This window comes from Rhizobium subbaraonis (assembly GCF_900220975.1).
In the GTDB taxonomy this organism is placed as follows: Bacteria; Pseudomonadota; Alphaproteobacteria; order Rhizobiales; family Rhizobiaceae; genus Mycoplana; species Mycoplana subbaraonis.
The window spans coordinates 136,765-151,362 of record NZ_OBQD01000011.1 but is presented as its reverse complement, the minus strand read 5'-3'; the positions used below and the strand labels follow the sequence as shown (position 1 = coordinate 151,362).

Below are 14,598 nucleotides of genomic sequence, written 5' to 3'. Positions count from 1 at the left end.
TCAGGGGCACGCGCCCCTCATCCGCCTGCCGGCTCCTTCTCCCCGTAAAAACGGGCAGAAGGACGAAAACTTCAGCCCCGCCAGTCTTTGCAAAGCGTTCGCGAGCCATGTTCCCTCTGCCCGCTTGCAGAGAGAGGGGTCAGGGCGAGGGGCAATTTCCTGATGGACGATAGCATCATTCCGCAGCCTCCACCCTCGGCGCCGGCGAAAAGTCCTCGGGGAAATGCGCCATGGCACTCAGCACCGGATAGGGCGTGAAACCGCCGAGCGCACAGAGCGAGCCGAACTTCATCGTGTTGCAGAGATCGCCGAGCAACTCGCGGTTCTTCTCCGGCTCGATGCCCTGCGCGATCCGGTCGGCCACTTCCACCCCACGGGTGGAGCCGATGCGACAGGGCGTGCATTTGCCGCAACTCTCGATCGCGCAAAACTCCATCGCAAACCGGACCTGGTGCAGCATATCGACCGTGTCGTCGAAGACGACGATGCCGGCATGGCCGATCAACCCGTCCTTGGCTGCGAAGGCCTCGTAGTCGAACGGCGTATCGAACAGGGCGCGCGGGAAATAGGCGCCGAGCGGCCCGCCGACCTGGACCGCCTTGACCGGCCTGCCGGTTGCCGTGCCGCCGGCGATATGATCGACGATCTCACCGAGCGACAGGCCGAAGGCCGTCTCGTACAGTCCGCCATGTTTGACGTTGCCGGCGATCTGGATCGGGATCGTACCGCGCGAACGGCCCATGCCGAAATCGCGATAGAATGCCGCCCCGCGGTCGAGGATGACGGGCACCGAGGCGAGCGAGATGACGTTGTTGATCACCGTCGGACAGTCGAACAGTCCCTTGTGGGCCGGCAGCGGCGGCTTGGCGCGAACGATGCCGCGCTTTCCCTCAAGGCTGTTCAACAGCGCCGTTTCCTCGCCGCAGACATAGGCGCCGGCGCCCACGCGCACCTCCATGTCGAAAGCGCGTGCCGAGCCGAGCACCGAAGGACCGAGAATGCCCTCGCGTCGCGCGATCTCGATTGCCTCGCTCATTGCGGCGATCGCGTGCGGATATTCGGAGCGGGTGTAGATGAAGCCCTTCGTCGCGCCCGTCGCCAGCCCGGCGATCGCCATGCCCTCGATCAGCACGAAGGGGTCCCCCTCCATGATCATCCGGTCGGCGAAGGTGCCGGAATCGCCCTCGTCGGCGTTGCAGACGATGTATTTCCGCTCGCCCGCCGCCTCCAGAACCGTCTTCCACTTGATGCCGGTCGGGAAGCCCGCCCCGCCGCGGCCGCGCAGGCCGCTGTCGGTCACCTCCCTGACGATCTCCTCCGGCGCCATGGCGATCGCCTTTTGCAGGCCCGTCAGGCCGCGGTAGCGACGGTAGTCGTCGAGCGAAAGCGGATCGGTGATGCCACATCGGGCAAAAGTCAGCCGCGTCTGCTGCTTGAGGAATGGAATGTCCTTCGTGGCGCCATGACAGAGCGGATGATCCGCACCCGACAGCAACCCGGCATCGAACAGCGAAGCCACGTCGGAGGGTTTCACCGGGCCGTAGGCGATGCGCTCGTCGCCGACCACGACCTCGACGAGCGGCTCGACCCAATGCAGCCCGCGCGAGCCATTGCGCACGATGGCGACGTCGAGACCGCGCGCGGCCGCCTCGGCCTCGATCGCAGCCACGACCCTGTCGGCGCCGAGCGCAACCGCTGCCGCATCCCTTGGAACGTAGATCCTGACGGTCATCGGCGCGCCTCCTGCACGAGTTCGGCGGCCGAGGCGGCATCCAGTCTTGCATGCACGGCGCCATCGAGCATGGCCGACGGCGCGCAGGAACAGAGCCCCAGGCAGTAGACCGGTTCCAGCGTGACAGCGCCGTCGAGCGTCGTCTGGTGGAAGTCGATCCCAAGCAGCGCCTTGACGCGATCGGCGATCGCATCCCCTCCCATCGATTGACAGGCTTCTGCACGACAGAGCTTCAGCACATGCCTTCCAGTCGGATGGTCGCGAAAATCATGATAGAAGGTGACGACGCCATGCACCTCGGCGCGCGAAAGGTTCAGTGCCTTCGCAATAACCGGCAGGCTTTCCTGCGGGACATAGCCGAATTCGGCCTGGACCTCGTGCAGGATCGGCAGCAAGGGTCCTTCCAGATCCTTCATCGCGTCGATGATGGCCAGGGTCCGCGTCCCGATGTCACCGGAAACGTGCAGGTTCATTCGCAATCCTCCCGAACGGCACCGAAGCAAAACACCCGCAGGGCAGTATCGTCCTCAATGCCTTGAAACGGCTCGGCAAAGGCAAACCCTCCCGTTTACCGTTACCACACCGTCAAAGCTTCTCAGGGAAGTCGGAAGGGGTCAATAAAGTCATGCCGTCGATTGATAGTTTTTTTCTATCAAAATTGCGCCTGTTCCGCGAGGATACGCGCCTCATGCAACAGCGCCGATACCAGCGGCGTGAACGGCTCGCGATGGGTCGCCACCAGGCCAACGATATGATGCGGCGAGGGATCGACGATCGAAACTATACTAATTTGGTCATGAAATCCGAATGAAAGAGCGACATTTTCCGGCATGATGCTGCACCAGCGCCCCGTCCGGACATGCGAGAACAGTACGATCATCGAGTTCGACTCCAGCGTGGGCTTCACCACGACGCCAGCTTCGGCGAAATGACTGTTGATGATCCGGCGGTTCTGCATGTCGGAAGTCAATAGACAAAGGCTAAGATCGGCGACCTCGCGCCACGTCACGCTTTCGCGATCGGCCAAGGGACCGTGCCTTGCGGTGATCAGATGGTAGCGCTCGACATGCAGCGGCACGCTGGTCACCCGGCCGAGCGGCTCGTTCTCGAGATAGGTCAGCCCCGCATCGATCTCGAGATTTTCCAGCAGGCTCAGGATCTTGAGCGATGTCGTGGAGAGCACCGAGAAAGTCACGTCCGGATGCTTCTCCTGAAAGGGCGCCGTAATGCGCGGCACCATCGCAAGCGTCGTCGGGATGGCGGCAAGCCGGATATGGCCGGAAAGTCCCTTCCGCGCCGCCCGCATCTCCTCGCGCATGGTCCGCGCATCCCCGACGATTCGTCGCGCCCATTCGAGAACGCGCTGGCCTTCCGGCGTCAGCCCCTGAAAGCGCGACCCGCGGTTGACCAGCACGACGCCCAGCTGATCTTCCAGCTGACGGACGGCCGCAGACAGCGTCGGCTGCGAGATGCCGAGCTCCTCCGCCGCCCGGGCGAAGTGCCGCTCCCGTGCCAGCGCGATAAAATATTCCAGCTTGTCGATCATCCGCAGCCCACCCCAGCTTTCCCCCATTCATACAAAAGAACGGTGGCGCGACAAACCTATGCCGCCCTAAGGTAAAGTCCGGAAGACGATTACAGGTTGAGGAGCGAAGAATGACATTCAGGGCACTTCTGGTGGAAAAGGGCGCGGATGGCGCCGTGTCGGCCTCGGTTCAGGACGTGCCGGACGATCGGCTGCCGGACGGCGACGTGACCGTCGCAGTCGAACATTCGACGCTGAACTACAAGGACGGCCTGTGCATTGCCGGCAAGGGCGGGCTGGTCCGCTCCTATCCGCATGTTCCCGGCATCGACTTCGCAGGCACCGTGGAGGCGTCGGCGGATCCGCGCTACCGCCCCGGCGACAAGGTGATCCTGACCGGCTGGCGTGTCGGCGAGATGTGGTGGGGTGGCTATGCGACCCGCGCGAAAGTCAAGGGCGACTGGCTTGTGCCCCTTCCCGAAGCGCTGACGACGCGGCAGGCCATGGCCGTCGGTACCGCCGGCCTTACGGCCATGCTGGCGGTGATGGCGCTGGAAAAGGCCGGCCTGTCGCCGCCGAAGGGCGAGGTTCTGGTCACCGGGGCTGCCGGCGGCGTCGGTTCCGTCGCAGTCGCCATTCTCGCTCGCCTCGGCTACCGCGTGGCGGCGGTCACCGGCCGGACCGAAACAGCCGATTACCTTCGTGGCCTTGGCGCCGAGACCGTGATCGACCGCGCCGAACTCGCCGAACCATCGGCAAAGCCGCTGGAATCCGAGCGTTGGGCGGCAGCCGTCGACGCCGTCGGCGGCGACATGCTGATGCGGGTCCTCAAGCAGGTGAAATATGACGGCGCGGTCGCGGCGATCGGGCTGGCCGCCAGCGCGGCAATCCCCTCCTTCACCGTCATCCCGTTCATCCTGCGCGGCGTGAGCCTGCTCGGCATCGATTCAGTCATGCGGCCGCGCGACGAACGCCTCGACGCATGGTGCCGCATCGGCACCGATCTGCCGCTCGACAAGCTGGACCACATGATCGCCGAATACGGACTTTCCGATCTGCCGGCACTGGCGCCGGCCATTCTCGACGGAAAAGTTCGCGGGCGGCCGGTCATCGACGTGCAGCGATAACGCGGAAGACAACGCACACAGCAACCCGTCGCGTCAGACGCCCTGTTCGCGCAGCATGATCGGCCGACAATAGATGTCGTAGAGCGTGCCCATGATCGCCGTGACGTTTTCGTCGGCCAGACGATAGTAGACCTGCCGGCCGTCACGGCGCGTAACGACGAGCTGGTCCTGGCGCAGGCGGGCGAGTTGCTGGGAGACGACGGCCTGCGGCAGATCGAGGATCGCCTCGATCTCGCCCACCGTCTTTTCGCTCTCCGTCAGGAGGCACAGGATCAACAGCCTCGTCTCGTGCGACAGCGCCTTGAGGAGACGGCTGGCCCTCCCGGCCTGATTGGCGAAGATGTCAAAACTTCCCCCGGCCTCCATGACCGGACCCGCAGGTTGCCTCATATTCACTCCCGATTCGTGAACGCATTACTCAGCACGGGCTCAACTGTGAGACTGATCTGGGGCAGCCGAAGGACGGGACAAGCAGAAAGTGGCAGCTGCGCACAGGATTTTTTCGAGCGTTGCCAATTGGCATCAGCAGATCAGCTGCCCGCCGTTCACCTCAAGGACCTGTCCGGTAACATAACCCGCAAGCGCATTGGAGGCGAGAAAGAGGTAGGCGGGCGCGCAATCCTGCGCGGTGCCCAGCCGCTGCAGCGGGATCGACTTGCGCGTCGCCTCCAGCTTCTCCGGTGTCGAGTAACGCTCGTGAAAGTCGGTCGTGATCGTCCCCGGAGAGACGCAGTTGACACGGATGCCGTCCGGGGCAAGCTCGCGCGCGAGCCCCTTCGAATAGGTGGAGACGAAGGCCTTCGTCGCCGAATAGATGGCCGATCCCGGGCTGCCGCCGGTTAGTGCCGAAATGGAAACCGTATTGACGATAGCCGCCGCCGGAGCGCGCCTGAGCGAGGGAAGCATGCCGCGCGTCATCTCCATGACCGATGTCTGGTTGAGCCGCACGATCGTGTGATACTGCTCGTCCGTCAGCGCTTCGGCCGGGAAGCGGCCGACCATCGTCCCGGCATTGTTGACCAGCACATCCACCTGCTCGAACAGGTTTTCGGCATAGCGGACGACATCCAGAACGCCATGCCCGGCCAGGAAATCCGCATACACCACATGCGCGCGCGCCTCGACGACGGCCTGGGTAAGAAAGTCAGGCAGCTCCGCAAGCGGCTTGCGGCCGCCATGCAGCAGGACATGCGCGCCGCAATCCAGGAACTGCCGGGCGATTTCGAGGCCGATGCCTCGCCCCGCACCCGTGACGACGACATTGGCGCCCTTGAACAAGGCCGGATGAAACATGGCTATCTCCCCATCGATCCAGGCGCCACGACGCCTGTGCCGCGATCCGATCGGCAACCGAAGGACGCACGGCGGACACCATATTCACAGACAGAAGGCGGCCTGTGCAAGTCCGGCCCTCAATTTCTCGAAACGACGCGCCTTCAAAATCTGTCGCGCGCCGTGGAATTGCGGTGCTTTCGTTTTTGCATATGATGAACCAAAACGAAAGCGTGGGAGGATTCGATGTTTCTGACAGGTCGGCAAGCGGACATCCTGGAGCTTGCCAAGGCGGAGGGCCGCGTGCTCGTCGAGGACCTCGCCGCCCGCTTCTCCGTTACCCCGCAGACCATCCGCAAGGACCTCAATGACCTTTGCGACAACAAGGCGCTGACGCGCATCCACGGCGGCGCCCTCTTCCCGAGCGGCAACGAGAACGTCAAGTACGAGGCACGCCGTTCGATCGCAGCCGCCGAAAAACAGGCGATCGGTCAGGCGGCTGCCGCAACGATCCCGGACAACTCCTCGCTTTTCATCAATATCGGCACGACGACCGAAGCCGTCAGCGAAGCGCTGCTCGACCACAAGGAATTGATGGTCATCACCAACAATATAAACGTGGCCAACAGGTTGCGCGGCTTCCCCTCGATCGAGGTGGTCATAACCGGTGGCGTCGTGCGCGGATCGGACGGCGGCATCGTCGGCGAGGCTGCGGTCGACTTTATCCGTCAGTTCAAGGTGGATTATGCGGTCATCGGCGTCTCCGCGATCGACCATGACGGGGCTTTGCTCGACTTCGACTACCGCGAGGTGAAGGTCGCCCAGGCAATCATCGCCAATGCCCGCCACGTCATCCTCGTGTCGGATTCGACCAAGTTCGAACGCACTGCACCCGTGCGCATCGGCCACCTTTCGCAGGTCCACACTTTCATCACCGACAAATGTCCGCTGGACAACGTCCGTGCGATTTGTGCCGAGCATGACGTGAGACTTGTCGAGACCGCGGCAAAAGCCTCCCGCCCATGATCGATTTTCCTTATTCCTTCGTTTGACATTCGCAATGTTTTCGTTTTAACCTTTGATCACTTTCGCAATTGCGCAAATTTGTGCACTGCGAAAGCAGGGGAGGTAAAGTGGCGAACGACGCGGTCAAGGACATTTTTGTCATCGGTGGCGGCATCAACGGGTGCGGCATTGCACGCGACGCTGCTGGCCGCGGCTATTCCGTCGTCCTTGCCGAAATGACAGACTTCGCCTCGGGCACCTCGTCCGCTTCCACCAAGCTGATCCACGGCGGCCTGCGCTATCTGGAACACTACGAGTTCCGGCTGGTGCGCGAAGCGCTAATGGAGCGCGAGGTGCTCTGGGCCATGGCTCCGCACGTGATCTGGCCAATGCGCTTCGTCCTGCCGTTCCACAAAGGCGGCATCCGGCCGGCCTGGCTGATCCGGCTCGGGCTGTTCCTCTATGACCATATTGGCGGCCGCAAGCTGCTGCCGGCAACGCGCACGCTCGACATGCGGCGAGATCCGTCCGGCAAGCCGCTCAAGAAGCTTTTCGACAAGGCGTTCGAGTATTCCGACGGATGGGTGGACGACGCGCGTCTCGTCGTCTTGAACGCGCGCGACGCTGCCGATCGCGGCGCCGACATCCGCGTCGGGACCCGCGTCGTCTCCGCCCGTCGCGAGAACGCCCATTGGGACGTCGAGACCGAGGACATGGCCTCCGGCGAACGTGACGTCATCAAGGCGCGCATGCTGGTGAACGCCAGCGGCCCCTGGGTGGACAAGGTCCTTGCCGGCGCATTCGGCCAGAACGACGTGCACAATGTCCGCCTCGTCCAGGGCAGTCACATCGTCGTCCGCCGCAAGTTTTCCGATCCGCGTGCCTACTTCTTCCAGAATCCGGACGGGCGCATCATCTTCGCCATACCCTATCAGGACGATTTCACCCTGATCGGCACCACCGACCGCGACTACGAGGGTGACCCGCGCGAGGCGAGGATCAGCGACGAGGAGATCGACTATCTCTGCCGTTCGGCCAGCGAGTACTTCCTCGAGCCAGTGACGCGCGATGATATCGTCTGGACCTACTCCGGCGTCCGCCCGCTGTTCGACGACGGCGCCAGCAAGGCGCAGGAGGCCACCCGCGACTACGTGCTGAAGGTGGACGGCAACGCCCAGAAGGCGCCGCTGCTCAACGTCTTCGGCGGCAAGCTGACCACCTATCGCCGGCTGGCCGAATCGGCGCTGGAAAAGATCGGCGAGGCGATCGGCGAGAAGGGCCGCAAGTGGACGGCCGGCTCGCGGCTGCCGGGCGGCGATTTCGGCACCGGCGAATTCGACAAGGAGGTTGCCCGCCTCTCGCAGCTTTATCCCTTTCTCGCCTCCACCCATGCAAGGCGGCTTGTCCGCCTCTACGGCACCCGCGCGACGAGACTTTTGGGCGGGGCGAAGACAATCGAGGACCTCGGTCGTCATTTTGGCAGCGATCTCTACGAAATCGAGGTACGCTGGCTAATGGCAGAGGAGTGGGCTCGACACGCAGACGATGTCCTGTGGCGCCGTACAAAGCGCGGCCTGCACCTGACGCCCGCGGAGGCGGAGGCATTGGAAGACTATATGACGAAGGCGTTGCAATCCCCGAACTGACGGGGGTTTCCAATGGCTGGGAGGAACATTGGAGAAATGAATGCTTGAATTGAGAGACACCGCGAAGGTCGTGGGAGGGGAGACGCACATCCACCCCACAAGCCTCGTGCTTGAGCGCGGGTCGCTGAACGTGCTGCTCGGCCCGACGCTATCGGGCAAGACGTCGCTGATGCGGCTGATGGCCGGCCTCGACAAGCCGACCTTCGGCTCGATCTGGTTCGATGGCAAGGATGTCACCGGCCTGCGCGTGCAGGACCGGAGCGTCGCGATGGTCTACCAGCAGTTCATCAACTATCCGGCGATGACCGTCTATGAGAACATCGCCTCGCCGATGCGCATCAAGGGCGCCGACCGGGAGACGATCGACCGCGAAGTGCACAAGGCCGCCGACCTCCTGAAGCTCACGCCCTATCTCGACCGAACGCCGCTGAACCTCTCCGGCGGCCAGCAGCAGCGGACGGCACTCGCCCGCGCGATCGTGAAGAACGCGAGCCTCGTTCTGCTCGACGAACCGCTGGCCAACCTCGATTACAAGCTCCGCGAGGAACTGCGCGAGGAACTGCCGAAGATCTTCGCCGCCTCCGGCGCCATCTTCGTCTATGCCACGACCGAACCTTCCGAGGCGCTTCTGCTGGGCGGCAACACCGCGACCATGGCGGAAGGCCGGATCACCCAGTTCGCGCCGACCATCGACGTCTATCGCAGTCCCGTCGACCTGATCACCGCCGAGACCTTCTCCGACCCGCCGCTGAACACCTTCGCGCTGACCAAGGCGAACGGACACTTCGTGCTTGAGGGCGAGCGGGTGCTCAACGTTCCCGCCCATCTCGCCGGCATCGCGGACGGACCCTGCACGGTCGCGTTCCAGCCGCACCACCTGTCGCTTTCGCCCCAGTCGGCCGCAGCGGCGCCGGTGACGGTGCGCACGGCGATCTCGGAGATCGCGGGTTCAGAAAGCTTCGTCCATGTCGAGTTTGCCGATACCCGCTGGGTCATGCTGGCGCCCGGCATCCACGACATCGAGCCCGATGCGACCATCACCGTCTATGTCGACACGCGCCATCTGATGGCGTTCGCGCCGGATGGCAGGGCCATCGCCCGCCCGGCGGCGGCCTGAGGAGGACCCCATGGCACGCATCAATCTCGAGCACATCCGCCACGCCTACGGCGAGAAACCGAAGTCGGAAGCCGACTATGCACTGAAGGAAGTGCATCACGAGTGGAACGACGGCGGCGCCTATGCGCTGCTGGGACCTTCCGGCTGCGGCAAGACCACGCTTTTGAACATCATCTCCGGCCTGCTGCAACCATCCGAGGGGCGGATCCTGTTCGACGGACGCGACGTCACCGAGCTTTCGACGCAGCAGCGCAACATTGCCCAGGTGTTCCAGTTCCCGGTCATCTACGACACGATGACGGTCTACGACAACCTCGCTTTCCCTTTGCGCAACCGCCACGTCCCGGAAGCCGAGGTCGACCGCCGGGTCCGGGAGACCATCGATATGATCGGCCTGTCCGGCTGGGCCGATCGCAAGGCGCGCCGCCTGACCGCCGACCAGAAGCAGAAAATCTCACTCGGCCGCGGGCTGGTCCGAAACGACGTCAACGCCATCCTGTTCGACGAACCGCTGACGGTGATCGACCCGCACATGAAATGGGTGCTGCGCTCGCAGTTGAAGAAGCTGCACCGGCAGTTCGGCTTCACCATGGTCTACGTCACCCACGACCAGACCGAGGCGCTGACCTTCGCCGACAAGGTCGTCGTCATGTATGACGGCCAGATCGTCCAGATCGGCACGCCGGCCGAACTCTTCGAGCGTCCGAGCCACACCTTCGTCGGCTACTTCATCGGCTCGCCGGGCATGAACCTGCTGCCGGCGCGCATCGACGGCAGCACCGTCTCGCTCGGCACCGACACGATCACGCTGGACTACCAGCCGAAGGTTGCTGCAGGCGCCAGAACCGAACTCGGCATCCGCCCGGAATTTGTCCGTCTCGGCCGAGAAGGCATGCACGTGCACGTGAGGAAGGTCGAGGACATCGGCCGGCAGAAGATCGTCCGCGCCGAATTCGCCGGCAAGTCGATCGCGATCGTCGTGCCGGAGGATGGCGAGATCCCCGCCGAGCCACGCATCACCTTCGATCCGTCCGCCATCAATATCTACGCCGACAGCTGGCGCGTCGGCAGGGAGGCCTGACCATGGAAAGAACCTGGAACAACAAGGCTTGGTTCATGGTGCTGCCGGTGTTGCTGCTGGTTGCCTTCTCGGCCGTCATCCCGCTGATGACGGTGGTCAACTATTCGGTCCAGGACACCTTCGGCAACAACCAGTTCTTCTGGGCCGGCACCGACTGGTTCACCGAAATCCTTCACTCCGACCGCTTCTGGGCAGCCCTCGGCCGCAACCTGCTCTTTTCCGCCATCATTCTGACGATCGAGATCCCGCTCGGCATTCTGATCGCCCTCAACATGCCGAAGAAGGGGCTCGGAGTGCCGGTGTGCCTCGTCCTTATGTCGTTGCCGTTGCTCATCCCGTGGAACGTGGTCGGCACGATCTGGCAGGTCTTCGGCCGCGTCGACATCGGCCTGCTCGGCTTCACGCTGAAGGCGCTCGGCTTCGACTACAACTACGTCAACGACGTCTTCGACGCCTGGGTGACGCTGATCGTCATGGACGTCTGGCACTGGACGAGCCTCGTCGTGCTCTTGTGCTATGCCGGCCTCGTCTCCATCCCCGAGGCCTACTACCAGGCCGCCAAGATCGACGGCGCCTCGCGCTGGGCCGTCTTCCGCCACATCCAGCTGCCGAAGATGAAGCGCGTGCTTCTGATCGCCTTCCTGCTGCGCTTCATGGACAGTTTCATGATCTACACCGAACCCTTCGTCGTCACCGGCGGCGGCCCCGGCAACTCGACCACTTTCCTCTCGATCGACCTCGTCAAGATGGCGATCGGCCAGTTCGACCTAGGACCGGCCGCGGCCATGTCGATCATCTACTTCCTCATCATCCTGCTGCTGTCGTGGATCTTCTACACGGTCATGACCAGCAGCGACGACCAGGCGTGAGGAGAAAAAGATGACCGCCCGCGTTGAAACCGAAACCTCCACCCCGGCCGCACCGGCGGCAACGGCGAAATCCGTACCGCAGGCCCTTGCCGCCGACAGCACAGCCCGCCGCAACTTCGGTTGGCTGGTGCCGACGCTCTACATCATCTTCCTGATGCTGCCGATCTACTGGCTCTTGAACATGAGCTTCAAGACCAACACCGAGATCACCGGTGCCTTCTCGCTGTGGCCGCAGAACCCGACGCTGAGGAACTATGCGGTGATCTTCACAGATCCGGCCTGGTATTCCGGCTATATCAACTCGATCCTCTATGTGGTGATGAACACGGTGATCTCGGTCGCCGTGGCACTGCCGGCAGCCTACGCCTTCTCGCGCTACCGCTTCCTCGGTGACAAGCACCTGTTCTTCTGGCTGCTGACCAACCGCATGGCACCGCCCGCGGTCTTCGCACTGCCCTTCTTCCAGCTCTATTCGGCCTTCGGTCTGATCGACACGCACATCGCAGTCGCCCTTGCGCACTGCCTGTTCAACGTGCCGCTCGCCGTCTGGATCCTTGAAGGCTTCATGTCGGGCGTGCCGAAGGAAATCGACGAGACCGCCTATATCGACGGCTACTCGTTCCCGAAATTCTTCGCCAAGATCTTCGTGCCGCTGATCGCGTCGGGCATCGGCGTCGCCGCCTTCTTCTGCTTCATGTTCTCCTGGGTCGAACTGCTGATCGCCCGCACGCTGACGACGACGGATGCCAAGCCGATCGCCGCCACGATGACGCGCACGGTCTCGGCCTCCGGCATGGACTGGGGTGTGCTGGCTGCTGCCGGCGTGCTGACCATCATCCCCGGCGCCCTCGTCATCTATTTCGTCCGCAATTACATCGCCAAGGGCTTTGCCCTGGGGAGGGTCTGATGGCCACCAACGCCAACCACAACAATCGCTGGCCCCTGCCGCTCGCCGCCGTGCTGCTCATCTACGCGCTAGCCGCCGGCATGCTTATGATGTCGCTGCCGGTCAAGGACGGCGCGCGCGACTGGTTCGCACCGCTCATTCCCGGCGGATGGATGGCTTGGACATTCCCGACGGCGATGTTCTTCCTGACAATTTTCGCGCTGCTGGCGCTGCTGGCAGTCTGGGAATATGCGCGTCCGGGGGGCAATCCGCGCATCGGCATCCTTCGTTTCGAGACGACGCGCGGCGACCGGCTGTTCGTGTCGCTGCTCGGCTCGGCATACATCAATCTCGCATGGCTGGGGCTGGTCGGTCCCAACCTGTGGTGGGCACTTGCCCTGTGCGTGGTCTACGTCATTGGCGTATTCCGGTACGTATGAGGCAATGAAAACGGGGGGCTAGGGAGGATCCGGCCTTTCAAACTGCAGTCGCACAACCCAAGGGAGGATTATGATGCGAAGGCACCTTTTGACAACGACGGCAGCCATGCTGCTGGCAATGACTGGTACGGCGTTTGCCGACATGGACGCGGCAAAGAAATTCCTCGATGCCGAGATCGGCGATCTTTCCAGTCTCGATCGTGCCGCCCAGGAAGCGGAAATGCAGTGGTTTATCGACGCCGCCAAGCCTTTTGCCGGCATGGACATCAAGGTCGTCTCCGAAACGATCACCACCCATGAATACGAGTCCAAGGTTCTTGCACCGGCCTTCACCGCGATCACCGGCATCAAGATCACCCACGACCTGATCGGCGAAGGCGACGTCATCGAAAAGCTTCAGACGCAGATGCAGTCGGGCGAGAACATCTACGACGCCTATGTCAACGACTCGGACCTCATCGGCACCCACTGGCGCTACCAGCAGGCGCGCAGCCTGACCGACTTCATGGCGAACGAGGGCAAGGACGTCACCAACCCCAACCTCGATCTCGCCGACTTCATCGGCACCTCGTTCACCACTGCCCCGGACGGCAAGCTTTACCAGCTTCCGGACCAGCAGTTCGCGAACCTCTACTGGTTCCGCTACGACTGGTTCAACGACGAGAAGAACAAGGCCGACTTCAAAGCCAAGTACGGCTACGACCTCGGCGTTCCCGTCAACTGGTCGGCCTATGAGGACATCGCCGAATTCTTCACCGGTCGCGAAATCGACGGCAAGAAGGTCTATGGCCACATGGACTACGGCAAGAAGGACCCGTCGCTCGGCTGGCGCTTCACCGACGCCTGGCTGTCGATGGCCGGCAACGGCGACAAGGGCATTCCGAACGGCAAGCCGGTCGACGAATGGGGCATCAAGGTCGATGAAAACTCCCGTCCGGTCGGCTCGTGCGTGGCCCGCGGTGGTGACACCAACGGTCCGGCCGCCGTCTATTCGATCGAGAAGTACCTGCAGTGGCTGAAGGCCTACGCGCCCGCCGCCGCCCAGGGCATGACCTTCTCCGAATCGGGTCCGGTTCCCTCGCAGGGCGAAGTCGCCCAGCAGATGTTCACCTACACGGCGTTCACCGCGGACTTCGTGAAGCCGGGTCTTCCCGTCGTGAACGAGGACGGCACGCCGAAGTGGCGTTTCGCTCCCTCGCCGCACGGCGTCTACTGGAAGGACGGCATGAAGCTCGGCTACCAGGACGTGGGTTCCTGGACTCTGATGAAGTCGACGCCTGACGACCGCGCCAAGGCCGCCTGGCTCTATGCGCAGTTCGTCACCTCGAAGACCGTGGACGTCAAGAAGAGCCATGTCGGCCTGACGCTGATCCGCGAATCCTCGATCGCCCACGAGTCGTTCACCGAGCGGGCGCCGAAACTCGGCGGTCTGATCGAGTTCTACCGTTCTCCGGCCCGGGTTCAGTGGTCGCCGACCGGTACGAACATTCCGGACTATCCGAAGCTTGCCCAGCTGTGGTGGCAGGCGATCGGCGATGCGTCGTCGGGCGCGAAGACCCCGCAGGAAGCCATGGATTCGCTCTGCGCCGAGCAGGAAAAGGTGCTCGAACGCCTGGAACGCGCCGGCGTCATGGGCGATATGGGCCCGAAGCTCGCCGAGGAGCATGACATCGAGTACTGGAACAAGGACGCCGTCGCCAAGGGCAACCTCGCGCCGCAGTTGAAGATCGCCGACGAGAAGGAAAAGCCCCTTACCGTCAACTACGACGAACTCGTCAAGAGCTGGCAGGCCAAGTGATCAGCGAAACGGTGTTCACCGGAACAGGGCTCAGGCGGACCTGAGCCCCAAGAGGCACCGCCCGGATGGAAACGTCCGGGCGGTTCTCGTTTCGCCGCCA

Annotated in this window: 13 protein-coding genes and 1 pseudogene; 9 read left to right on the top strand and 5 right to left on the bottom strand. The window is 63.1% G+C overall.

Annotated elements, in window-relative coordinates; genetic code table 11:
- Window positions 1-175: 175 nt before the first annotated feature.
- The 3 genes from CRO48_RS18010 to CRO48_RS18000 all read right to left on the bottom strand — a co-directional run bounded on the left by CRO48_RS18010 (window position 176) and on the right by CRO48_RS18000 (window position 3,278).
- Entirely contained in the window at window positions 176-1,732 is a 1,557-nt protein-coding gene (locus tag CRO48_RS18010) for a formate dehydrogenase beta subunit (protein ID WP_097141253.1), read from the bottom strand.
- The gene (locus CRO48_RS18005) at window positions 1,729-2,205 is read right to left on the bottom strand and encodes a formate dehydrogenase subunit gamma (RefSeq protein WP_097141252.1); all 477 of its coding nucleotides are present in this window, start codon (window positions 2,203-2,205) and stop codon (window positions 1,729-1,731) included. The genes CRO48_RS18010 and CRO48_RS18005 overlap by 4 nt, the downstream gene beginning before the upstream one ends.
- A 179-nt stretch (window positions 2,206-2,384) precedes the next feature.
- Window positions 2,385-3,278: a LysR family transcriptional regulator gene (locus tag CRO48_RS18000; protein ID WP_097141251.1), complete on the bottom strand. Its 894-nt coding sequence runs from the start codon at window positions 3,276-3,278 to the stop codon at window positions 2,385-2,387.
- Between the two features lie 110 nt (window positions 3,279-3,388).
- Between CRO48_RS18000 and acuI the strand changes: the two genes are divergently transcribed.
- Window positions 3,389-4,384 (top strand): acrylyl-CoA reductase (NADPH), encoded by a 996-nt coding sequence (acuI, locus tag CRO48_RS17995; protein ID WP_097141250.1) that lies wholly within the window; start codon window positions 3,389-3,391, stop codon window positions 4,382-4,384.
- Between the two features lie 33 nt (window positions 4,385-4,417).
- Here the strand turns inward: acuI and CRO48_RS17990 are convergent, their stop codons facing one another.
- Together CRO48_RS17990 and CRO48_RS17985 are read right to left on the bottom strand one after the other, a co-directional pair.
- Window positions 4,418-4,774: an ArsR/SmtB family transcription factor gene (locus CRO48_RS17990; RefSeq protein WP_097141249.1), complete on the bottom strand. Its 357-nt coding sequence runs from the start codon at window positions 4,772-4,774 to the stop codon at window positions 4,418-4,420.
- Between the two features lie 132 nt (window positions 4,775-4,906).
- Complete coding sequence (locus tag CRO48_RS17985) at window positions 4,907-5,677, bottom strand: SDR family NAD(P)-dependent oxidoreductase (protein ID WP_097141248.1); 771 nt, start codon at window positions 5,675-5,677, stop codon at window positions 4,907-4,909.
- A 225-nt stretch (window positions 5,678-5,902) separates the two neighbouring features.
- Between CRO48_RS17985 and CRO48_RS17980 the strand changes: the two genes are divergently transcribed.
- The 8 genes and pseudogenes from CRO48_RS17980 to CRO48_RS17945 all read left to right on the top strand — a co-directional run bounded on the left by CRO48_RS17980 (window position 5,903) and on the right by CRO48_RS17945 (window position 14,498).
- Window positions 5,903-6,682: a DeoR/GlpR family DNA-binding transcription regulator gene (locus CRO48_RS17980; protein ID WP_097141247.1), complete on the top strand. Its 780-nt coding sequence runs from the start codon at window positions 5,903-5,905 to the stop codon at window positions 6,680-6,682.
- Window positions 6,683-6,789: 107 nt separating this feature from the next.
- Window positions 6,790-8,307: a glycerol-3-phosphate dehydrogenase gene (gene glpD / locus CRO48_RS17975; RefSeq protein WP_097141246.1), complete on the top strand. Its 1,518-nt coding sequence runs from the start codon at window positions 6,790-6,792 to the stop codon at window positions 8,305-8,307.
- Between the two features lie 40 nt (window positions 8,308-8,347).
- Window positions 8,348-9,424, top strand: a complete 1,077-nt coding sequence (locus CRO48_RS17970; protein WP_097141245.1) for an ABC transporter ATP-binding protein — start codon at window positions 8,348-8,350, stop codon at window positions 9,422-9,424.
- Between the two features lie 10 nt (window positions 9,425-9,434).
- On the top strand, window positions 9,435-10,505 hold the full coding sequence (locus CRO48_RS17965) for an ABC transporter ATP-binding protein (RefSeq protein WP_097141244.1): 1,071 nt from the start codon (window positions 9,435-9,437) through the stop codon (window positions 10,503-10,505).
- A 2-nt stretch (window positions 10,506-10,507) separates the two neighbouring features.
- Window positions 10,508-11,374 carry a carbohydrate ABC transporter permease gene (locus CRO48_RS17960; RefSeq protein ID WP_097141243.1) on the top strand — a complete coding sequence of 289 codons (867 nt, stop codon included), beginning with the start codon at window positions 10,508-10,510 and terminating at the stop codon, window positions 11,372-11,374.
- 121 nt (window positions 11,375-11,495) lie between these two features.
- Window positions 11,496-12,281: pseudogene (locus tag CRO48_RS17955) on the top strand (carbohydrate ABC transporter permease); the annotation flags it as partial.
- A complete protein-coding gene (locus CRO48_RS17950) occupies window positions 12,281-12,700 on the top strand; it encodes a DUF2160 domain-containing protein (RefSeq protein WP_097141242.1) in 420 nt (139 codons plus the stop codon). The pseudogene CRO48_RS17955 and the gene CRO48_RS17950, both read left to right, overlap by 1 nt.
- Before the next feature lie 73 nt (window positions 12,701-12,773).
- The gene (locus tag CRO48_RS17945) at window positions 12,774-14,498 is read left to right on the top strand and encodes an ABC transporter substrate-binding protein (RefSeq protein ID WP_097141347.1); all 1,725 of its coding nucleotides are present in this window, start codon (window positions 12,774-12,776) and stop codon (window positions 14,496-14,498) included.
- The last annotated feature ends 100 nt before the right edge of the window (window positions 14,499-14,598 follow it).